21 protein-coding genes and 1 tRNA gene are annotated in these 20,968 nt (G+C 52.3%); 16 read left to right on the top strand and 6 right to left on the bottom strand.

Annotated features, from left to right (window positions below; translation table 11 throughout):
* Nucleotides 1-130: 130 nt before the first annotated feature.
* Nucleotides 131-1,399 (bottom strand): ammonium transporter, encoded by a 1,269-nt coding sequence (locus SD69_RS03420; protein WP_041522096.1) that lies wholly within the window; start codon nucleotides 1,397-1,399, stop codon nucleotides 131-133.
* Nucleotides 1,400-1,470: 71 nt separating this feature from the next.
* A complete protein-coding gene (locus SD69_RS03415; RefSeq protein ID WP_041522095.1) occupies nucleotides 1,471-1,809 on the bottom strand; it encodes a P-II family nitrogen regulator in 339 nt (112 codons plus the stop codon).
* A 454-nt stretch (nucleotides 1,810-2,263) separates the two neighbouring features.
* Between SD69_RS03415 and SD69_RS03410 the strand changes: the two genes are divergently transcribed.
* Nucleotides 2,264-2,509 (top strand): accessory factor UbiK family protein, encoded by a 246-nt coding sequence (locus tag SD69_RS03410; protein WP_041522094.1) that lies wholly within the window; start codon nucleotides 2,264-2,266, stop codon nucleotides 2,507-2,509.
* A 79-nt stretch (nucleotides 2,510-2,588) separates the two neighbouring features.
* Nucleotides 2,589-4,097 carry a YifB family Mg chelatase-like AAA ATPase gene (locus SD69_RS03405; RefSeq protein ID WP_041522093.1) on the top strand — a complete coding sequence of 503 codons (1,509 nt, stop codon included), beginning with the start codon at nucleotides 2,589-2,591 and terminating at the stop codon, nucleotides 4,095-4,097.
* On the opposite strand, the gene SD69_RS03400 is transcribed toward SD69_RS03405, so the two are convergent.
* On the bottom strand, nucleotides 4,094-5,839 hold the full coding sequence (locus SD69_RS03400) for an EAL domain-containing protein (RefSeq protein ID WP_052480851.1): 1,746 nt from the start codon (nucleotides 5,837-5,839) through the stop codon (nucleotides 4,094-4,096). The two genes, SD69_RS03405 and SD69_RS03400, sit on opposite strands and share 4 nt — an antisense overlap.
* Nucleotides 5,840-6,113: 274 nt before the next feature.
* Between SD69_RS03400 and rep the strand changes: the two genes are divergently transcribed.
* Entirely contained in the window at nucleotides 6,114-8,123 is a 2,010-nt protein-coding gene (gene rep / locus SD69_RS03395) for a DNA helicase Rep (protein ID WP_041522092.1), read from the top strand.
* 110 nt (nucleotides 8,124-8,233) lie between these two features.
* On the opposite strand, the gene SD69_RS03390 is transcribed toward rep, so the two are convergent.
* The gene (locus SD69_RS03390) at nucleotides 8,234-8,665 is read right to left on the bottom strand and encodes a c-type cytochrome (RefSeq protein WP_084591473.1); all 432 of its coding nucleotides are present in this window, start codon (nucleotides 8,663-8,665) and stop codon (nucleotides 8,234-8,236) included.
* Between the two features lie 504 nt (nucleotides 8,666-9,169).
* Between SD69_RS03390 and SD69_RS03385 the strand changes: the two genes are divergently transcribed.
* From SD69_RS03385 to SD69_RS18675, 8 genes are all read left to right on the top strand, one after another.
* Nucleotides 9,170-9,246: transfer RNA gene (locus tag SD69_RS03385), tRNA-Arg, on the top strand.
* A gap of 188 nt (nucleotides 9,247-9,434) precedes the next feature.
* Nucleotides 9,435-10,667 (top strand): tyrosine-type recombinase/integrase, encoded by a 1,233-nt coding sequence (locus tag SD69_RS03380; protein WP_041522091.1) that lies wholly within the window; start codon nucleotides 9,435-9,437, stop codon nucleotides 10,665-10,667.
* A gap of 18 nt (nucleotides 10,668-10,685) precedes the next feature.
* Nucleotides 10,686-10,910: a hypothetical protein gene (locus tag SD69_RS03375; protein ID WP_041522090.1), complete on the top strand. Its 225-nt coding sequence runs from the start codon at nucleotides 10,686-10,688 to the stop codon at nucleotides 10,908-10,910.
* A gap of 36 nt (nucleotides 10,911-10,946) precedes the next feature.
* Complete coding sequence (locus SD69_RS03370; protein WP_041522089.1) at nucleotides 10,947-11,186, top strand: hypothetical protein; 240 nt, start codon at nucleotides 10,947-10,949, stop codon at nucleotides 11,184-11,186.
* Nucleotides 11,187-11,281: 95 nt separating this feature from the next.
* On the top strand, nucleotides 11,282-12,247 hold the full coding sequence (locus SD69_RS03365; RefSeq protein ID WP_041522088.1) for a hypothetical protein: 966 nt from the start codon (nucleotides 11,282-11,284) through the stop codon (nucleotides 12,245-12,247).
* Nucleotides 12,248-12,372: 125 nt separating this feature from the next.
* Complete coding sequence (locus SD69_RS03360) at nucleotides 12,373-12,591, top strand: helix-turn-helix domain-containing protein (RefSeq protein WP_052480850.1); 219 nt, start codon at nucleotides 12,373-12,375, stop codon at nucleotides 12,589-12,591.
* Nucleotides 12,592-12,660: 69 nt separating this feature from the next.
* On the top strand, nucleotides 12,661-12,921 hold the full coding sequence (locus SD69_RS03355; protein ID WP_052480849.1) for a helix-turn-helix domain-containing protein: 261 nt from the start codon (nucleotides 12,661-12,663) through the stop codon (nucleotides 12,919-12,921).
* Entirely contained in the window at nucleotides 12,921-13,094 is a 174-nt protein-coding gene (locus tag SD69_RS18675; RefSeq protein ID WP_157471600.1) for a hypothetical protein, read from the top strand. Before SD69_RS03355 ends, SD69_RS18675 begins: the two co-directional genes overlap by 1 nt.
* Before the next feature lie 590 nt (nucleotides 13,095-13,684).
* Here SD69_RS18675 and SD69_RS03345 read toward each other — a convergent pair.
* Entirely contained in the window at nucleotides 13,685-14,560 is an 876-nt protein-coding gene (locus SD69_RS03345; RefSeq protein WP_041522084.1) for a hypothetical protein, read from the bottom strand.
* A gap of 1,650 nt (nucleotides 14,561-16,210) precedes the next feature.
* Here SD69_RS03345 and SD69_RS03340 point away from each other — a divergent pair.
* The gene (locus SD69_RS03340; RefSeq protein ID WP_052480848.1) at nucleotides 16,211-17,341 is read left to right on the top strand and encodes a family 16 glycosylhydrolase; all 1,131 of its coding nucleotides are present in this window, start codon (nucleotides 16,211-16,213) and stop codon (nucleotides 17,339-17,341) included.
* A gap of 272 nt (nucleotides 17,342-17,613) precedes the next feature.
* Nucleotides 17,614-18,336: a haloacid dehalogenase type II gene (locus tag SD69_RS03335; protein ID WP_052480847.1), complete on the top strand. Its 723-nt coding sequence runs from the start codon at nucleotides 17,614-17,616 to the stop codon at nucleotides 18,334-18,336.
* Between the two features lie 145 nt (nucleotides 18,337-18,481).
* On the opposite strand, the gene SD69_RS03330 is transcribed toward SD69_RS03335, so the two are convergent.
* Nucleotides 18,482-18,823, bottom strand: a complete 342-nt coding sequence (locus SD69_RS03330; RefSeq protein WP_041522083.1) for a hypothetical protein — start codon at nucleotides 18,821-18,823, stop codon at nucleotides 18,482-18,484.
* A 302-nt stretch (nucleotides 18,824-19,125) separates the two neighbouring features.
* Between SD69_RS03330 and SD69_RS03325 the strand changes: the two genes are divergently transcribed.
* The 3 genes from SD69_RS03325 to SD69_RS03315 are packed head-to-tail and all read left to right on the top strand — an operon-like array spanning nucleotide 19,126 to nucleotide 20,837.
* Entirely contained in the window at nucleotides 19,126-19,968 is an 843-nt protein-coding gene (locus SD69_RS03325; protein WP_041522082.1) for a hypothetical protein, read from the top strand.
* A complete protein-coding gene (locus SD69_RS03320; RefSeq protein WP_041522081.1) occupies nucleotides 19,965-20,183 on the top strand; it encodes a DUF6500 family protein in 219 nt (72 codons plus the stop codon). The genes SD69_RS03325 and SD69_RS03320 overlap by 4 nt, the downstream gene beginning before the upstream one ends.
* A gap of 18 nt (nucleotides 20,184-20,201) precedes the next feature.
* Nucleotides 20,202-20,837: a DUF1294 domain-containing protein gene (locus SD69_RS03315; protein WP_041522080.1), complete on the top strand. Its 636-nt coding sequence runs from the start codon at nucleotides 20,202-20,204 to the stop codon at nucleotides 20,835-20,837.
* Nucleotides 20,838-20,968: the final 131 nt, after the last annotated feature.

The following is a 20,968-nucleotide window of genomic DNA, read 5'->3' as shown; positions in this document are numbered from 1 at the left end:
ATGGGTAAAGATACACGCAAGTCGCGGGAAAATCATCCATCCAATTCAAACTTACCGACAATCTACCGCTGAGAGGACTTTTTAAGCTACAGCCCGGAGCTAGCCCCGGGCTGTACGCTGCCTGATACTCTTACTTAGAAGAGGTGAACTCAGGGTAGGCTTCCATACCACACTCAGCCAAGTCGACACCTTCGTACTCTTCTTCTTCGCTAACGCGCAGACCGATGATCACCTTAATGATGCTCCACACTATCAAGCTGGTTACAAATACCCAGATGAAGATGGTCAAGGCGCCTACGATCTGGCCCACAAAGGTAGAGCCATCGTTGGTTAAAGGCACAACCAGCAGGCCAAACAAGCCAACTACACCGTGCACCGAGATAGCACCAACCGGGTCGTCGATCTTGATTTTGTCCAGCGTGATGATTGAGAAGACTACGATGATACCGCCCACAGCACCGATGATGGTGGCGCCCAGAGCGCTTGGGGTTGAAGGCTCAGCGGTAATCGCTACCAGGCCCGCCAGTGCACCGTTAAGCGCCATAGTCAGATCGGCTTTACCGAACAAGATACGAGCAACGATCAGCGCGGCAACCAGACCACCGGCAGCAGCGGCGTTAGTGTTCAGAAACACCATGGCGACGGAGTTGGCGTTGGCGATATCGCCCAGTTTCAGAACCGAACCACCGTTGAAGCCGAACCAACCCATCCACAGGATGAACGTACCCAAGGTAGCCAGAGGCAGGTTAGCACCGGTAATGGCGTGAATTTCGCCGTTTTTACCGTACTTGCCTTTACGCGCACCCAGCAGGATAACACCAGCCAGAGCAGCCGCAGCACCCGCCATGTGTACAATGCCCGAGCCGGCGAAGTCTGAGAAGCCAAGATCGCCCAGGTTGTACATGCCAAATACATCGGCACCGTTCCAGGTCCAGCTACCTTCCATTGGGTAGATGAAGCCGGTCATGACCACAGCAAAGGTCAAGAAAGCCCAAAGCTTCATACGCTCAGCAACCGCACCAGACACAATAGACATAGCAGTCGCTACGAATACCACCTGGAAGAAGAAGTCGGAGGCGCCAGAGTAAACCGAACCACCTTCAAAGCCTTCTTCGGCAGAAGCTGCCAAGGCATCAGCAACCAGAGTTTCACCGCCTGCAATTCCAGACAGGAAAATATCGCCGCCGTACATAATGGCGTAACCACACACCAAATACATGATGCATGAAATTGCAAACAGAGCGACGTTTTTAGTCAGAATCTCTGTTGTGTTTTTGGCACGAACCAGGCCCGCTTCCAGCATGGAGAAGCCGGCGGCCATCCACATTACCAGTGCACCACATACCAGGAAGTAAAAGGTATCGATGGCGTACTGCAACTGAAAAATTTGATTTTCCATTGCTTAATCCCCGTTTGTTGTAAAAATCTTTTTCACTGCTTAGAAGTCTTCTTAACTGCTTAAGAGTCTTCTTAAATCGCTTGATCGCCGGTTTCGCTGGTGCGAATCCGAATAACTTGCTCGAGAGGCGAGACAAAGATCTTGCCATCACCAATTTTGCCGCTGTTAGCCGCTTTGCTAATGGCTTCGACAACAGAGTCTAAATCCGACTCTTTTACCGCGATCTCCACCTTGGTTTTAGGTAAAAAATCCACCACATACTCGGCGCCACGATACAGCTCTGAGTGACCTTTTTGACGACCAAAGCCTTTTACTTCGGTGACTGTCATACCGTGTACACCGATGTCGGAAAGCGCTTCGCGCACCACATCGAGCTTAAACGGCTTGATAATCGCTGTTACCAATTTCATTTATTGTGCTCCTAAAAAATCCCGCACCCGAAGGTGCGGGTAAACACTGGAAAGACGCTTATCTGGCGGCAAATACAACCACCGGATAAGTATGTAGACCCAATAAAGAGACTCCACGCCCTTTGCTGTGTACTCGATCACAACTTTGCACAGAGCAGGCCAACTAACAAAAAATCTTTATTATCATGCACTTACAATAATCCCGTAAAAAAAAGATACGCTAAATGGCGTATCCCAAACAGCCCTTCGCACCAAAATCGTGCCACCCCCAAAATGTAGCGCACCATTAGTGCACTATTTTGATTTTTGGCTAATTTCGGGAGTAATTTGCACCACAAAAGCGCGTCTAGCGCTACCCCCAGCGGGATAACCCAGGAGGCCGACGTCTAATTCGACCTAAGGCTTTTTTCAGGGTGTACAATATGGGGCCAAACTCCCTCAGTGAGCGCGTTAGATGCAAGATTTTACTCAGCGACTTTTTAGCGAACTGCAAAATGCCCTGCCCGGCACCGAAGCCCTACCCAAAGCGCAACTACAGGCCGCGCTTGAATCCGCCGTGCGACGCATGGACTTGGTTAGCCGTGCCGACTTTGATGCCCAGGCGGCGGTACTGGCCCGCACCCGCGCCCGGTTAGAGGCGCTCGAAAAGCAGGTGGCGCAGCTTGAGGGCAACATTGACCCAAGCCAAGGCACACGCTAAGTTTTAGGGTGTCGCCCGAGCGTATGACACGCTCACCCTACCATCAGGATGTGGGTGCTTACTAACGCAAGGATTGCCTATGTCACTCGCCATTGTTCACACCCGCGCTCAGCTCGGCGTCGAGGCGCCGCCGGTTACGGTTGAGGTGCATTTATCCAACGGCCTGCCCTCGTTGGCCATTGTCGGCATGCCCGAAACCGCCGTTAAAGAGAGCAAAGACCGGGTGCGCAGCGCGATCTTAAACTCCCATTTAGAGTTTCCCGCCCGCCGTATCACCGTCAACTTAGCCCCCGCCGATCTACCCAAAGAGGGCGGCCGCTACGATTTGGCCATTGCCATTGGTATTCTCGCCGCCTCGGGCCAAGTGCCTGACGAACGACTGGGCGAGCTCGAGTTAATCGGTGAGTTGGCGCTATCGGGCGAGGTGCGCCCGGTAACCGGAACGCTGCCGGCGGCGCTCGCCGCCGGGCGCGCCGGCCACGGGCTGATCGTCGCTGCGGCCAATGCCCCTGAGGCAGCGCTGGCACGAGACACCCAAACATACAGCGCCGACAACCTGCTTCGGGTATGCGCCCACCTGCACCGGCGCAGCGAACTGCCCACAGCCGGGTTTCGCACCGCTCCCGTGCGCCGCACACAAGCCGAGCTGGCCGACGTCAAAGGGCAGCAGCAAGCCAAGCGAGCTCTGGAGGTTGCCGCCAGCGGCGGCCACAACTTGTTGATGTTTGGCCCGCCCGGCACGGGTAAAACCATGCTTGCCAGTCGTCTCCCGGGGATTTTGCCGGCCATCGACGAGCACGACGCTCTTGAGGTGGCGGCGGTCTACTCGGTGTGTGGCGTCGAGCACTCGCCGCAATGGCTCGAGCGGCCTTTTCGCGCACCGCATCACACCGCCTCCGCTGCGGCCCTGGTAGGTGGCGGCACGCAACCGCGCCCCGGCGAGATTTCGCTGGCCCACGGCGGGGTATTATTTTTAGACGAGCTGCCCGAGTTTCAACGTCAGGTATTGGAGGTGCTGCGCGAGCCACTGGAGAGCGGCGAAATTCGCATATCCCGCGCTCGGGCGCAAACCTGCTACCCGGCCAGATTCCAGCTCATTGCCGCCATGAACCCCTGCCCCTGTGGCTACTATGGCGGCAGCAGTACCGGGAGCGACACCCGCTGCCGCTGTACCAGTGAGCAAATTCAGCGCTATCGCAATAAAATTTCGGGGCCCATGCTCGACCGTATCGACCTGCATGTGCCGGTGCATAATATCCCCCCCAGCGAGCTCAACCAGGCGCCGCCCGGCGAACCCAGCTCCGCCGTGCAGGCACGGGTAAGTCGCACGGTAGCGATTCAGCACCAGCGGCAAGGTAAACCCAACGCGCAAATGAACTCAAAAGATATTGAACGGTACTGCGGGCTCAGTAACGACGATCAGCAGTTTTTAGAGGCGGCGGTCATTCGGCTGGGGCTCTCGACTCGGTCGTACTATCGGGTATTGAAAGTGGCACGGACCCTGGCCGATATGGCGCAACTCGAGCCTATAAGCCGCCCACAGCTGGCCGAGGCACTGGCCTTTAGGGCGCTAGACCGCGCGCCTTAGGCTTTGGGTTTGGCGTCGGGTTTAAGCGCACGGGAGGGTTTACCGCCCACCAGATGTAGCGAGCGGATGCTGTCTACTAACTTGCTGTAAACCGCCGGAGCCCCGAGATAATGCCCCTGCAGCTGGTCACAGCCTTCATCCACCAGCCACTGTAACTGTCTGGCCGACTCCACCCCCTCGACAATCACCACTTTGCCCAAATTGTGGGCCAAATTAATCATGGCAGCCACCAGCCGGCGTTCGCTGCGCCGGCGCAGCAAGTCGGCCATAAATTGCGAATCAATTTTAAGCGCGGCAATCGGCAAGCGCTGCAGGTGCAAAAACGACGAGCTCCCAGTGCCAAAATCGTCCAGAGTGAAGGTCACACCAAAATACGATAGCGGCCGCATACACAGGCTAACCATCTCGATGTTTTCCATCAATGCGGTTTCGGTTAGCTCAAACTCGATGCACTTGGGGTTCACCCCAGTCTCGGCAAAGATATTGGCCATGGTTTGCACCATGGCATCGTCACGAAACTGCCGTGCCGAGAGGCGCACCGCCATTTTTAGCTCGACGCCGCAGTCGCGCTTTAGTTGCTGCAGGTGATCGCACGCCTGACGCACGGCCCAGTAGCCAATGGCAAAAATCAGCCCGGTATCTTCGGCAATAGAAATAAAGTTAGGCGCACTGAGAATGCCTTTCTGCGGATGGTTCCAGCGCAGTAGCGCCTCTAGCGCCACTACTTTGCCACTGCTCACGGCAAAGCGTGGTTGGTACTCTAAATACAGCTCGCGGTTTTCCACCGCGCGACGCAAATCCTCTTCGAGGCTCATGCGATAGCGCACGTCGCGGTTCATTTCTTCGGTAAAAAAGCGAAAGTTGCTGCCCTCGAGTTGCTTAGCCTGATACATCGCCAAATCGGCACTCTTTAGCAAGGCATCAGCGCTGCGCCCCGCTTCGGGGTACGAGGCCACACCCACACTGCAACCAACGGACAACTGGTAACCATTGATTTCGTAGGGGGCGCTTATCTGTTCGATAATTTTAACCGCCAGATGGGCGATGTTAGACGAGCTTTCTACATTAAGCAGTAGCAAGGTAAACTCGTCACCGCCCATCCGCGCCATCGAGTCACTGCGGCGCAACAGCTTTTGTAATCGGCCTGCGCAGAAACGAATCAAGCTATCGCCTATATCGTGGCCGTAGCGATCGTTCACCACCTTAAAGTCATCCAGATCGATAAACATCAGCGCAAAACGCGTGCGATCACGCGCGGCAACGCGAATAGCGTTTTCCAGCCGGTCGCGAAACAACACGCGGTTGGGAATATCGGTCAGAGGATCGTGGTGGGCGAGCCGAGCCAGATTTTGCTCGGTGCGCTTGCGCTCGATCGCGTAGCGCAATGAGCGCTCGAGCAGTACCTCACTGATACTATCCAGAGCCAAGTAATCGGCAGCACCACAGGGGACGGCCTCGCGATCGAGCGCCAAATCCATGGTGTAGGACAACGCCACCACGGGCACCGGGCAAAATTGATTTTTGACCGCGGTTAAGACATGTTGGGCAGCACTTGGCTGATCGGCAAACAGCAGTAAACCCACCGCATAGTCACCCCCGAGCAAAGCAGCCAAGCCGTCCTCGTCAGGGTGGTGGGCCACCAGCTGGTAACAGCCTGGCGCAGCGGCCTCCAGCCATTTATGTAAATGCTGGACGAGCGATTCGTCGTCACCGAGCAACAGCACTCGTGTGCAGCTTGTCATCGTTGTTCCCTGCTCTACTGTAAATTCCGTCTTAAAGGTGCCCATCCGGCGCCATTGCCGCCATAGGCTTTATTATGTGTTAGATCCAATCATACCTCGGCTGTCTAGTATGACTTATTTAGCGCCTAAATCAACATAATTAGCCTAAAAATCGAGCAATTAGCTACCGCCCTGTCAGGGCCCAGCGCCCATAACGATATTGCGTTTAAACTCGGCTCTGCGATTGCTACAATGACGCGCTCAGTAACCCCCCACCTGCTTGTAACGAGGCCCCGTGACCCGACTCAATCCCCGCCAGCGAGAAGCTGTTTTATACGTCGACGGCCCCTGTCTGGTACTTGCCGGCGCCGGCAGTGGCAAAACGTCGGTTATTACGCGCAAAATCGCCTATTTAATCGAAAAGTGCGACATACCCGCGCGACACATCGCCGCCCTGACCTTTACCAACAAAGCGGCCCGCGAGATGAAAGAGCGGGTGGGAGGCTTAGTAAAAGGCAGTGCGGCACGGGGCTTGACCGTCTCTACCTTCCACAATTTGGGGCTTAACATCATCCGCCGCGAGGCAAAGACCTTAGGCTTTAAGCCCGGCTTCTCGATCTTTGACGCCGAGGACGCCCGCGCCCTGTTAAAAGAGCTGATGATGAAAGACGGTGAGATGGATAACGACCATCTCAATATGGTGCAAAACCAAATCTCTAACTGGAAAAACGACCTCACTACCCCCGAGGCGGCCGAAGAGCTGGCGCAAAGCCCCGCCGAGCTAACTATGGTGCGCATTTACGAGCGCTATAACCAAGCGTTACGCGCCTACAATGCGGTGGACTTTGACGACCTGATTTTGGTGCCGGTGCACCTGTTTAACACCAACCCCGAGGTACTGGCGCGCTGGCAGCGTAAAATTCAATACTTACTGGTGGATGAGTACCAAGACACGAACTCCAGCCAGTACTTGCTGGTAAAACAACTCGTCGGCGGGCGCAACGCCCTTACCGTGGTAGGGGACGACGACCAATCCATTTACGCCTGGCGTGGCGCCCGGCCCGAGAACCTGGTGCTGTTAAAAGAAGACTTTCCCAGCCTGCACCTGATTAAGCTCGAGCAAAATTACCGCTCGACCAGCCGTATTTTGCGGGTCGCCAACCACCTGATCGCCCACAACCCCCACGAGTACGACAAAGCGCTATGGAGTGAAATGGGGCTGGGAGATGAAATCCGGGTAGTTAAGTGTGCTAATGAGGATGCCGAGGCCGAACGCGTCGCCACCGAAATTTTAGCCAATAAGCTGCGCCGCGGCGGCAAATTCAGCGATTACGCGATTTTGTACCGCGGCAACCATCAGGGCCGCCTGTTGGAGATGAAGCTGCAGCAGCACCAAGTGCCCTACAAAATAAGTGGCGGCTCATCGTTTTTTGGCAAAACCGAAATTAAAGATGTGATGTCGTATTTACGCCTGCTGGTAAACCCTGACGACGACAACGCGTTTCTGCGCATTATTAACACCCCCCGCCGCCAAATTGGCACCAGCACCCTCGAGGCACTGGGCCGCTTTGCCAGCGAGCGCCACTTAAGCTTGTTTGCCGCCGCCGACGACATCGCCCTGCAGCGCCACGTGCCCAAACAAAACCTCGAGCGCCTGCGCCGCTTTAGCGACTGGGTGGCTCGGGTGGTAGAGCGCTGCAACGGCCCGGAGCCAGTAGCCGGTATCGAACAAATGCTGGAGGATATTGGCTACGAAGCCTGGCTACACCAAAACTCCTCCAGCGCTAAGGCCGCCGAAAAGCGCATGGACAACGTCCGCTACCTGACCGATTCAATCCGTAAGATGCTCGAGCGGGACGACGACGGTGAGCCTCTCACTATCGACGACGCCATCAGTAAACTGGTACTGCGTGACATGCTAGAGCGTCAGGAAGAAGAAGAGACACTCGATCAGGTTCAGCTGATGACCCTGCACGCCTCCAAAGGGCTGGAGTTTCCTCACGTCTATTTAGTGGGCATGGAAGAAGACCTATTGCCTCACCGCAATAGCATCGAAACTGACAATATCGAAGAAGAGCGCCGCCTGGCCTATGTGGGTATCACCCGCGCCCAACGCACTATGACTTTGACGCTGGCCGGCAAGCGCAAGCAATACGGCGATATCAACGAGACCACCCCCAGCCGCTTTATCGACGAGCTGCCTCAGGAAGATATCGTGTTTGAAGGCTTTACCCCAGCCACGGCCGAGCAAGTAAAAGCCACCGGCGAACAGACCATCTCTAGCCTGTTGAACATGTTTGATTGACGGGGTACGGGGTACGGGGTACGGGGTACGGGGTACGGGGTACGGGGTACGGAAGTGTGTTCGTTTACCGTCATCCGTCAACCGCCCCCGCTTTGCGGCGTTGGTACCAATTACTGGCTGTTTTCCACCATGTAATCCACAGCGGCCATTACTTCATCATCCGAGCAAGTCGCACACAAGCCCATAGCAGGCATGCCGTTAAAGCCTTTCAGCGCGTGCTCGTGCAAAGTATCCATGCCCTTCGCGATACGGTCAGCCCAGGCGGCACTATCGCCCAACTTAGGCGCACCGGCAACACCGGCAGCATGGCAGGTATGACACGCGGTATCGTAAACCTGCTGACCCGAGCGCGGCCCTTCACTGGCAGCGGCAACTGGCGCAGCGGCGCAATCTTCGCCCGACATACAGCTCTCACCTACCGGCGCAAGCCGCTCGGCAATTTCGTTTTTTACATCGTTTGACTGGCTCACAGCCAATCCAGAGGCAAACAGCCCCATTCCCAGTACGACCATCAGGCCGATCATTTTTTTCGCTTGGCTCACGGATGCTTCCTCTATTAGCGGCAGCGCTGGATGCTGCTCTGGTCTCTGGCGCGCCATTATAGCCAGAAACCACCCCTGAGGTGAACAACCCAGCCCTCAGCCGTAGACGATTGCCAATCAGGGTTGTAGAATGCGCTCCTTCTACGCATCCGCAGCTCAGCTGGGTGAGGTAAGCGTTTACAAAGCACCGCTTTGTGCGCCGCCGAACGGCTTTCAGCTAAGCTGAAAGACCGGGCCTGAGCGACAGCGAGAGGAGTAGCGGGTAGCGCGATGAGCGCTACGTTTTAAGCACTGGCACTGAACCAGTATAATTTTCAGTTCTACGCATCCGTAGCTCAGCTGGGTGAGGCAAGCGTTTACAAAGCATCGCTTTGTGCGCCGCCGAACGGCTTTCAGCTAAGCTGAAAGACCGGACCCGAGCGACAGCGAGGGGAGTAGCGGGTAGCGCGATGAGCGCTACTATCTAGACGCAGGCACTGAACCTGCTAAAACAATCAGTATTACGCATCCGTAGCTCAGCTGGATAGAGTAGCGGCTTCCGAAGCCGTTGGTCGCAGGTTCGAATCCTGCCGGGTGCGCCACCTTCCCTACATTCAACATCTCACGCCTTCCCTGTAGCCCTCTCCACACGCGGCCTACGCTTGCCCCCTATACATTCACGTTCTACACTCTAACCTCAGATTCGTTATTGATTGGGGGTATTTATGGGGGTATACCGAGCACCCCCATGGTCGGTACCCCCAAACAAGGTACCCCAGAGGTGTAGAGAATGGCGCTAACAGCCAGCCAGATTAAAAGCGCAGAGCCACGCGATAAAGATTACAAGCTATACGACGAAAAGGGCCTACTGCTACTGGTCAAAAAAGGCGGGGGTAAGTACTGGCGATTGAAGTACCGCATAGCCGGCAAAGAGAAGCTGTTAGCCTTGGGGGTGTTCCCTGAGATCACCCTATCCCATGCCCGTAAGTTGCGTGATGAAGCCCGGCTGGACATAAGCGCCGGTATCGACCCAAGCCAACAGCGGCAAGCCTTAAAACAGGCCAGCTCAGAGGCCGGTCAAAACGCCTTTGAAGTGATTGCCAGAGAGTGGCTGCAGAAGCGCGGCACAAAGTCAGTCAGTGGCGACAAGCGTTTAAAGGCACTGCTAGAGAAAGACCTACTCCCCCAGCTTGGCCGCTTCCCTGTTAGCGACATTAAGCCGCAACAACTATTGGCCGTGTTACGCCGTATTGAGAGCCGTGGCGCTATCGAGACCGCCCACCGGGCCAAAGGCATAGCCGGGCAAGTGTTCCGCTACGCCGTGGCCACCGGTAGAGCCGAGCGGGACGTTAGCGCAGACCTAACCGGCGCACTTGCCACCCCCAAGACCAAACACTTTGCCGCCATTACCACACCAACCGAGGCCGGCAAGCTGTACGGTGCGATCCAACAATACCAAGGCACCCCTACGGTACAAGCTGCGCTCAAATTGGCCCCGCTACTGTTTTGCCGGCATGGTGAGCTACGCCACCTAGAGTGGGCAGAAATCAACTGGGACAAAAGCCAGATCGAGATACCCGGGGTAAAGACCAAAACGCGAGAGCCGCACATTATCCCGCTAAGCCGACAAGCATTGGCGATACTGATAGACCAGAGAGACCACCACAAGCGCGGCCAGTACGTTTTCCCAAGTGCCAGAGGTGCCAGCCGCCCCATTAGCGAAAACGGCGTAAGAACCGCGCTACGCACTATGGGCTATGACAATAACACCATGACCGCCCATGGCTTTAGAGCAATGGCCCGGACGCTTTTGGACGAAGAATTAAACTACCGCGTAGAGTGGATAGAGCAGCAATTAGGCCACGCGGTGAAAGACGTACACGGCAGGGCCTATAACCGGACAAAGCACCTAGAGCAGCGCCGCAAGATGATGCAACACTGGGCTGACTACTTAGACCAGCTCAGAGCCAAAGCAGAGGCCGGGAACGTGATTACCGCAAACTTTGGAAACCAAAACACCTAACAACGACGGGCCTACGTTATGACAAACAATGATTTTCTCGAAAGAATACAGGCTTTAGCAAAAGGCATATCTACCCCTTCACGCAATGCGCTATTGGTGTCCGCCAAGATGTTATCCGAGGGCATGGACATACCTAGCAACCTAGACTACTTCCGCGAACGGTTAATCGGTACCGAGGCAGAAAAAGACATTCAAATAGAGACAGCGCTACAAGCTTACGGTCAGCGCAGTAAGTTAGCGTAAGCCACCCCCAACCAAAGCCCAAGAGGAAACACATCAATGGACACCCAAACGACCGAAGAGATCACGCAAGCTCTGACAAACATGCCCAATACAACACGGCATTGCTGTTTAGTCGTCGCCAAAATGATAAGTGCCGGCATGATGAAAGAAGGAATGGATGTACCCGGCAACATTGAGTACTTGCGATCAAATCTCATTGGGAGCGAAGAAGACAAACGTTTTCAGGTGGCCCAAACAATCAAATTTTACGAGCAACTAAACACAAAAGCCGTTTAACCAGTTACCCAAACCTAGCCCGACGGGGCGAAAGAGGCAGCACCCACTGCCTTTGGTTTGGGTTCTAATTGGGGGCACTGTGGGAGGTGCGATTAGTGGAGCGTCCAAAACTAAGTGTTATCTATGAGTTTTATTGGCAAATTAAAAAATTAGAGAGACTCGCCTATGGTACGGAGTATGAAGATGGTGAGTTCATCAGCGTTAATCAGGCCACACTTGAAGCTAAGCAATTCGAGTATATACGCTTGCTAGAGAGTCTAGATGGACAGCCCACAGCGTTTCAGCAATGGCTAAATTCTCAAGATGAGTATTCAAATCTATTAAAGCAATTTTCCAGCAAGAAAAAATTTGTTATGCGGTGCCCTGATGACATCAGCCTACCTAATGAAATGCTAGAAAAGGACGCAAAGGTCAAGCTCCAGGCCATAATTTGCGGTGTACTTTTGCTTTATAAAAATATTAATACCACCTTTTTAAACTCACTAATTGCCGTTTCTGAGCTTGACTTTAATGCGCGCCCTGTTTTTTCAGATACGACGATCGGGAACATGAAAAGGCTGTTAGCGTCCCTAAAGAAGGATCTGGAGTCAGCGAAACTATCGGATATGGGGCCTGAATACAAAGGGTTTGTTAACTACCTAGAGCGTAAATTGAAGAGAGCAAAAGGGGAAGATTTCAGCACCGTATATGCAATCAATCTTACCAACCCAAGGAAGCGAAGACTGCTGATTAGAGAGTGCTCGATACTGGGGAATATTTATTTTAAACCCCAAAATTCAAATCAAGGTCGTTTTTTTCCAGCCATATTGGCTTCCATTTGCAAGCTAGTAACAGGTGAGGAGTTTACAGAGCTAAGGGTTATACAGAAAATCCAAAGTAACTACGATTATTCGGCTGTGAAGAATTACGAATATTCGGATGAAAAACCACAAGCAAACCGACCCTTTAGCCGTGCAATTTTTAGGGCCAGTCCGGAAGCTGAGGCTCAAAGACGAGCAGAAAATCTGCTGAGTTACGATAAAGCGTCAGAAGGGCATTACCCTCCAGACACAAAGGCATGAATATTACGCCCCAATATCCGAAACAAAAGTCATGTATATTCGAGTGAATAATTTCTAATTAACAACATTATTAAATCAGTCGAGAGCGCCTAAAGTGTCATAACGTTAATCAAGAGGTGACACTTATGACTCACAATGCATTACTGACTAATACAGAGGCCGCCGATTATTTGCGGCTATCTCCCCGCACTCTCAACAATTCCCGCTATACCGGCCTATTGGCCGGAGTAAAGGCGCCCCCATACCGCAAGATGGGTAAAGCCGTTCGCTATGAGCAAAGCGCCCTGGACAACTGGAAGGCTCAATTTACAGAGCAGACCAGCACCAGCGAAAGTGCAGCCTAACCAGCGGATACAAAAAAGCCCTACGCCAGAACGCAGGGCCAAAACATAGCGAATTGTTGAGGTGTCATTATGACCGATCAAACCAAGTTACCCAATAGCGCACACGCACAAAGAACCCGCCTGCTAGCAGCACTGGAGGGCGCACAAGGACGCGGCGTGACCAGCTATGCCGCAAACCAAGAGCTAGGCATTTACCACCCACCGGCGCGAATCAAAGAGTTACGCGATACCGGCCATAACATCGTCAGGTTGTGGGAAACCATAGAGACCGACATTAGCCGCCCCCGTCGCGTTGCCCGTTATGTGCTAATCAGCAAGGAGGCCAACTAATGGAGCGCTACCTGATCGAAATACAGACCCGGCACACGGTGCCATTTATCGTGGAGGCCGAAAGCGAAACCGACGCGCAAGAGAAAGCGCTACGCGGTGAAGTGGAGCCAGGCAACCCCAGCTATAGCGAACCTGAAATAAGCAACTGTAAGCCGTTGGGGGTGTCGTCATGATTGTAACTAAGGCTTTAGCCAAAGATACAGCCTACACCGGCAATTGGTGCAACTGTATTCGATGGGCGAAAGCTCACGCCAACCGAACAAATACACCCGTTGCGATTGCTAGGGCTCGTCCTGAGTCGCGCACTTATCAAGTGCTGGCAGAGGTTACTGCAGAAGGGGTGCGTATGCTCCCGTCCCCACTCGAGCTTAAAGTGAAACAGGTGTCGCGTTTCTATGGTAGCTAAAAAGCCTCAGTTTAAACGCAAGGGCGGGTACATTCGCAAGCACGAAGAATGGCTCGCCTCACCAGCTTATAGGGCTCTGTCATGCCCGGCCAGATGTTTGCTGGAAGAGTTTCAGCGCATTTATAGGCCTGGTAGAAATGGCCATCTAGTCATATCCCAAAGGCAGGCAGCGCAATTGCTAGGCGTTCACAAGAGTACCGCGACCAAGGCTTTTAACGAATTAGTAACGCATGGATTCCTTGTAATGAGTCAAGGGCAATATTGGCAGGAAAGAAAGGCTAGGGAATGGCGACTAACAATCGAATCTTCAGATGGTCATCTGCCTACAGATAACTGGAAAACACAAACTCCTGATTGCTAAGCATCATATTCTGTTATCTCTATATATTTAGTAGTTGATGCTATGCAGAGTTGTAAATGTTCCAATGACTCAGAATAAGCATTAGGCTCAAAGGTTAAGGCGTGCCGAAGTAGCATTGTAATCGTGTACAGGTGTCGCAGCTTTGCCCCTATATTGGGCTGTTCATTTAACAAATTTTCAAGTCGTGAATTGCCTTCAATTCTGACGGATAATTTCCAATAATGTGGCATAGGAAGGTCTAGCCGGTCACAGCACTCAATAAACGGGTAGGTGTTTACAAAAAGTTTACGAGATAGGTCCTCATCATCTTTATCTCCAGCTGCCATATCACCCAGTACGCCAACTATACCAAATGCCGAACTAAGATAACGTCCTATTTCCTGTTCGTTTAGCGTCAAATCGCCTTCTTTAGCATTGGGAAACAGAGCCTTATGCAAGGTATTTGAACTGCGCAATACTTCCTTTGATGCTTCCGGCATCAGCTCACAGTGTTCTGAAAATTCTTTTCTGTGAGCATAAAAGTTAGCGAAATTATTTTGTGCTCTCTGCAGTGCCATAGAGTGTATTGATTGCTCGGATCTGTGATTGGCAGCAAACAAAGCGAGAATTGCTGCTACAGCAGCTAAAACCCCTAAGGGTACCTTTATGGTAGAGGTGAAAAAGTTGTTAATATGCTCTGGGCTTAAGCTCTGACTTAAAGTTAACCCGCTGTGCCCCAAATTAGCAGCTGTAATAGCGCAAACTACAAATAAGCCAGAAACAACAATTGTTATCACTTCTGGCAAAAGCCAGTAGCTTCTTGTCGGGCGATTAATAAATGGAAATGCAAACACCTTGCCTAAGGTGCCTAATGCCTTTTTTATGCCTGTCATCCAAAGACCTTATACTTATTCCAACGTTAAATTTTCCGAGGCCTAAATCTGTACCAGGCTGGGTATATATTTGTACCAGTAGTGGTACATATTTGTACCAAGAGCCAGTTTTTATGAGTTTTCTTCACGAGCGAACCCATTAAAATCAATAACTTACGAAAGCTCAGCAAATGCTCTCTGGTACATATTTAGGCCTACATACAATTTACCATATACCTAGCTATACGGAGCATTGAATAATACAGGGGAAATACGCGCGCGACCCCAACGGCCGATCAAGAATTAACCAGTGGAGTTGCCAGCCACCCTTTATCGCTCATAAGATTTCTGCGAAGTCAGTAGCGGGGTAGATGTTGAATATTGTTGAGGCGCACATGTTGACTAATGTTAACCCTGAATATGGAGTTTCTGGACATCGCTAGGGCTGGAGTTTTCGGAGCAAAACGCGCGATAGAGGCGGACACGCCAACGCGGTGCGCTGACTTCCCTGTGTGGTGCATCGCGGCTTTAACGGGCGAAGGCGTGACCTACCCCTAGGCTAGCCCACACGCCCACCAATGCAAGTGTACGACGTTACGGATTGTTAATAACCCGCCTAGCCACCGACGGCCATAAACCGCCCTGTGGCGCACCACGCCCCCAAGCCAGCACAAAGCCCCGTGCTGCCTGCATATACAGTCACTAAGGTTTCCTTACATCGCAGGCGCTTAACCACTGATTGGTGTGTTGTGTTTTGCGCCCCCCTAAAAAGAGCGGGCCAGCCTCAGAAAACCTCAGGTCAGTTAAGCACCTAACGACTTCTTAAAACCTCTGACGCCGGTAAGCGATAGTAAGCGCCTGAACCTGCCAAAACCTGACATTGGCCCAAGTGTTTTTTTGAGTCCTAAAAGGCCAGCGCTACCCTAAGATTGCCCTAAGGCACAACGGCTAAATGCGTATTTCTGTGCGTACCACCCTGCGTACCATACTGCGTACCAGCCGCCCTAAGATCACCCCATGATCGCCCCAAGGCTGCAACGTCAAGATTAGGGCAAGGTCGCAACAAGATTACAACAGGCCACAGGGGCAAGTTTAGGGCAAGGCTGGATAAGGTTTAGGCAGCGCCGTCATAAAGTAACCGGTTACTCTAAGACCACGATAAATAATTGAAAAATAATTTTATTAGGGGGTAACGACGAACACGTGGGGGTACTTATGGGGGTACTTTCGATTTTTGCAAAACAAAAACCGTTTAACATCAAAATCTTACACCAACTATTCAGTAGGTGCCGGGCGCCATTTTTTCCTAACGCCTCTGATTATCGCCGAAAATTCAGCCCCACTCCCCTCGCGCTTTCTGCGAAATATTCACCTCCTCCTGCGAACCCGTGCCGGCTTCGGCGCTGCATTAAAGCTTTCTGCTTTCATGTATTCATGATTGCAAGACGCCTCTGTCTAAATGCGCGCCGCTTGGGCGACATATACGCGCCGAATCGCCTTACAGGTACCGCTGCATACGCAAACTGAGAGCGCTGTCACTGTGCATCACCAGCGCCCGACGTAGAGTCTCCGGTGCGCCATCTGCGACGGCTAACCCCTTTAGCTCACAGGGCGCCACTGCCAACCACGGAATGGCTTCGGCCGCCGACTGACTTTCTCAAGGAGCGCTTTATGTCTAACACATTAAAACGGTTAACCCGCCTCACACTCCCTTGTACAGCCGCCTTACTTTGCTCATCACTTCTGGCTGAGGCTAAGCCCTACAAGGCCGCCGAGGTTTACTCGCTAGAGTCTGAGCTTTACGGAAAATACGTCATGCGTATGCGCGCAGGCGAGGGCAGCGGATTGGTCTCCGCCTTCTTCCTCTGGAAGGAGGGCTCAGAGCTCAACGATGTATTTTGGGAAGAGGTCGACATCGAGATCTTGGGCAAGAATGAGGCTCGCAGTTGGCAAAGCAATATTATCACGGGCCTTGGTAGTAAAATTACCTCCGAGCAAAGTCACAACGCCGGTGAATCTTTAGCGGGTGCCTATCATACATTTTCCGTTGAGTGGACACCGGACCAAATGCGTTGGCTGATTGACGGACAGGTGGTAAGAGAGACCAACTCGGGGCAAGCAAGTGCGCTCACCAGCCCGGMGCAAGCGCGCTTTAATTTTTGGCCGGCTAATATCGAGCAGTGGGTAGGGGCAATCGATGAGAGCGTTTTACCGGTACAGATGTACGTTAACTGGGTAGAATATCACCGCTGGGACGGCGAGGACTTTGAGCTGAGCTGGCGAGATGATTTTGACACCTTAGACCTCACCCGCTGGGCCAAAGCCGACTGGACCTTCGCCGAAAATGCCGCCGATTTTGTACCCGCCAACGCGGTGACAAAAGATGGCTACTTGGTGCTTAGCCTAACACGCGAAGGACAAGAGGGTTACACGGGCACACCCCCGCAAGATGAGGGTGAACAAACCGATGAGCCGGGCGAACCCCCTGAACCCACGCCCAGCGAGCTAACCTGTGAAGTTAGTCATTTAAATCAATGGGGTTCGGGCTATCAAATGGATGTCACCGTAACCAATAACAGCTCCAGCGACGTTTACGGCTGGACCGTTACACTGGATTTTGCCAACAACCCGCATATTACCAATGGCTGGAATGCCACGCTTGCAAGCCAGGCGACAGAACTGACGGCAAGCAACCTAAGCTGGAATGCGAACCTGGCACCGGGCGCAGCAGTTAGTTTTGGCCTGCAAGGCAACAGCAATGGCAGTATTGCCTCCCCTGAGTGCACGGTAAATAACCAATAGTTCGTGCCTGAGCGCCCCATGGGGGCGCTTTAGCCATAAACGACGTATAAAATTAGTAAGGCATGAGTTAATCGCCGTGCTCCGATAAGTTACGTAAATGCGCGAAAGCACGCCAAGCGTAACATTGCAAAGTACCCACTACAGCCGTTAAGGTAAATGACTCCACTCTTTCCATATCACCTATTATCGGGAACTTTCCAACTGTGTTTACCCTAAAACGTTGTCTGACCCTTGTGTCATTTATCACCGCCACCTTTTTTGGAGCTACCACCATGGCCCAAGAGCCTTCATCCGCTAGCGCAACTCAACTACCACCAACGCCAAAAGTGATAATTTTTGATGTCAATGAGACATTGCTAGATCTGGAATCTATGCGTTCATCTATTGGCAAAGCATTGGGCGAGCGGGAAGACTTACTACCACTGTGGTTTTCTACCATGTTACACAACTCGTTAGTCACCACAGTAACAGGCGACTATCAAGACTTTGGCAAAATCGGCGTGGCATCATTGTTGATGGTGGCGCAAAACAACGGTATTGAATTAACAGCCGACGATGCTAAAAACGCGATTGTCACACCACTGTTGAGTTTACCTCCCCACCCGGATGTAAAACCGGGCTTAGAGTCTCTAGCTAAACAAGGGTTTAAAATTGTTAGTCTGACCAACTCCTCTAACCACGGCGTGAAAACTCAGTTTGAGAACGCCGGCTTAACCGACTACTTTGATACGCGCTACAGTATTGAAGACATTCAAATTTATAAGCCAGATTTACGCGCCTACGAGTGGGCACTTGAGCAGCTCAATGTTAAACCCGATGAGGCACTTATGGTGGCTGCGCACGGCTGGGATGTGGCCGGCGCAAAAGCTGCTGGCTTACAAACCGCTTTTGTCGCACGCCCCGGAAAAGCACTTTACCCTCTCGCCCAAAAACCAGATTACGTCGTCAACGATATTGGTGAGCTGGCAAAAATGTTAGAGAAAAACGCCGAGTGATCAACACAGGTAATTAGAGCGTGTAAAAAGATTTAGCCTTGGCGCCACTAGAAATGAGCGGCGGCTTCACCGATATTTTTTTGATGCGGCCGCCGCGAATATCTGTCACCCACTTACGTAGGATAACGACATACAGTACTCGTGATTAATGAATAACTTTTTTGTGAACATTCGTACCATCAAACAGGTAAGCAGTGCCTTTTTCACAGTCGAACGTACAGCCAGATTTACGCTCGACGATATGAATACGTTTACCGCGAGCGGTTAGCTGAACCACTTGTCTCGGTGCAATTTTACGCTCTTCATACGCAACCCACCGAACAGCATCTTTCTCGTCATAAGTTTTAACTTCAATAACATGATCCGTGTCATTCAGGAACGATACTGAGCCCTCGGCAGGCGTGTACAAAAATTGAAGACCATCGATGACTTTTTGGCCCTCTTCAGTTAAGACCTTAACGCCGAAATCAATTGCTTGCTGTGACATGACATATCTCCTAATAATCCATTAAATTAATTCTTTCACACCTCATGAAAGAAACGTCACAATACGGCCGGCACTGCCGCACAACTATTACAGAGCATTACATAAAGCCATAACGTATAACCCAAACCACACTTTACGCGACACAACGCTTGATAAAGCGAGAAACGCCGGTAACCCACCGTTGAAACCCAGGCCTGACATTCATTGACCTAGCTGATTATCTCTGGAAAAAAACCCTCCCCTACCCTCATTCAAATCTACTACAATATGCGCCAACCTAGGTGATAAATAACGGACTACTCATGGGAATCTTGGACGAACTCAAACAGCAGGCCCACAGCCTGCGGGCAGCCGAAGCCGACGAGGCTGCGCGCCTTGCCGAGCAAGAGGCTTATTATGCCGAGGTGCTGCGCCCGGCGATGCTTAACGTGCTGGCGTATCTGGATGAGCTGGTAAAGCATATCAACTACGTCCAGCCCGAACGCCCACTTTCTTACCCGTTGGCCCCCGACCGCGAAACCCAGGTTGCTCTGGCCCAGGGGCAATTTAAGCTGCTGATCGACAGTTCGGACTCTCCGCGACAAATCGATGTCCGGGTATCCGCCAAGCTGAGTCAGCCAGCTTTGTATGTCATCGGAGATTTGGCGTCGATCAGGCATTACTCCGAGCACCTCGACAGCTATGGACTTGCCTATCATCGACAAGACTCTCTTAACAGTGCCCACAAAGTTGATAAAGCTACCTTCACCCTCGAGGGGCCGCTACACCACGCGGTGCGCATACAAGCCGATGCCGAGCAACAGTGTATCGAGATATTACTACGTAACTTTGGCCGCCCCGGAGTACAGCGCCACCGTTTTACGCCCGACAAACTGAATGATGCGCTACTCGACCGGCTGGGGCGGTTACTGCTGCACGATATCGATAGCCTGCCAGTGCCTAACGACGTCTCCGAAGAGACGCGTCAGCAATTGCGCCAAACACTCGCCAAAAAAAAACAGCAGGAAGCCGAATCCTCACCCGAGGCGCCGGAGCTTGAAGCCGCCAAAGTACGTGACCGGCTAAAACAAAGCTGGGCCAAAAAAATGCAAGAGGCAAAAGCTCTTTACCGCAAAAAACAATCGCAAGATGACCACCGGCAATGAGAACAGAGCTAAAAGAAAGAATCACGGCTGTTTGCCAACAAAAAATAGCCACCAAAGGCCACAATGTAGGGCTTTCGTTTTACCCCTTTTTTGCCAACAAAAATTCTGAACCAGATTTACTAATGGAAGCGGCCACTTGGTGGATACAAACTCATCGACTGGACCACTTTGAAAAAGCTCATAAGATTTTGACTCTTGTAGCGGCCGAACACTAACGTGAACCAACCCATACGATGAAAAACTCCGACTCCGTTAAGCTAGGTATTATTGGCAAATGGCACGACGACAAAGGGTACGGTTTTATCCTGCCCGAATCGGACACACGCGAAGTATTTTTTCATGTGTCGGCCTATAAAGTTCGCGGGGCGAGGCCCACGCTCGGAGAGCGGGTTACATTTACCGCCGAACCCGATGCTCGGGGGCGCAACCGGGCGGTAGCAGTCTTCCCCCTAAAACCAAAACGCAGCCAACATGCCGGTCAGGCGTTTAACGCTTTTATTACCAGCGCTGTATTTTTGGCCATGGTGGCGACCTTGGTGCTAATAAACCGTGTCCCGCCCGTACTGTTGTGGCTGTATTTGGGCGTCAGCATTTTTACCTACCTGTTATATGCATGGGATAAGTCCAGCGCACAACACAACCGTCGCCGTACCCCTGAGGCCACGTTACACTGGCTGGCACTGATCGGTGGCTGGCCCGGCGCTTTATTTGCGCAACAGCATTTGCGCCATAAATCCAGAAAACAACCATTTCGGGCGGTATTCTGGCTTACGGTTCTCATCAATATTGGCACGCTGATTTATTTAATAACGCCTTACGGGAGCGGGTTATTAAACGACATTAATCGGCTGCTCCATAACCTTTACTAGCCAAATCGGGCAGGCCTTACCCTCTGAACTTAAAGACCCCCTAAGTGCCTGATTGCAGGCCTATTTCTGGCGCTTTTGGCAAAACCTGCTATTTATAAATAGGACTCTTAGTGCCGCGTGCTAGCGCCACC

Source organism: Gilvimarinus agarilyticus (assembly GCF_000832015.1).
Classification (GTDB): Bacteria; Pseudomonadota; Gammaproteobacteria; order Pseudomonadales; family Cellvibrionaceae; genus Gilvimarinus; species Gilvimarinus agarilyticus.
This window is presented reverse-complemented; position numbering and strand designations above follow the sequence as displayed.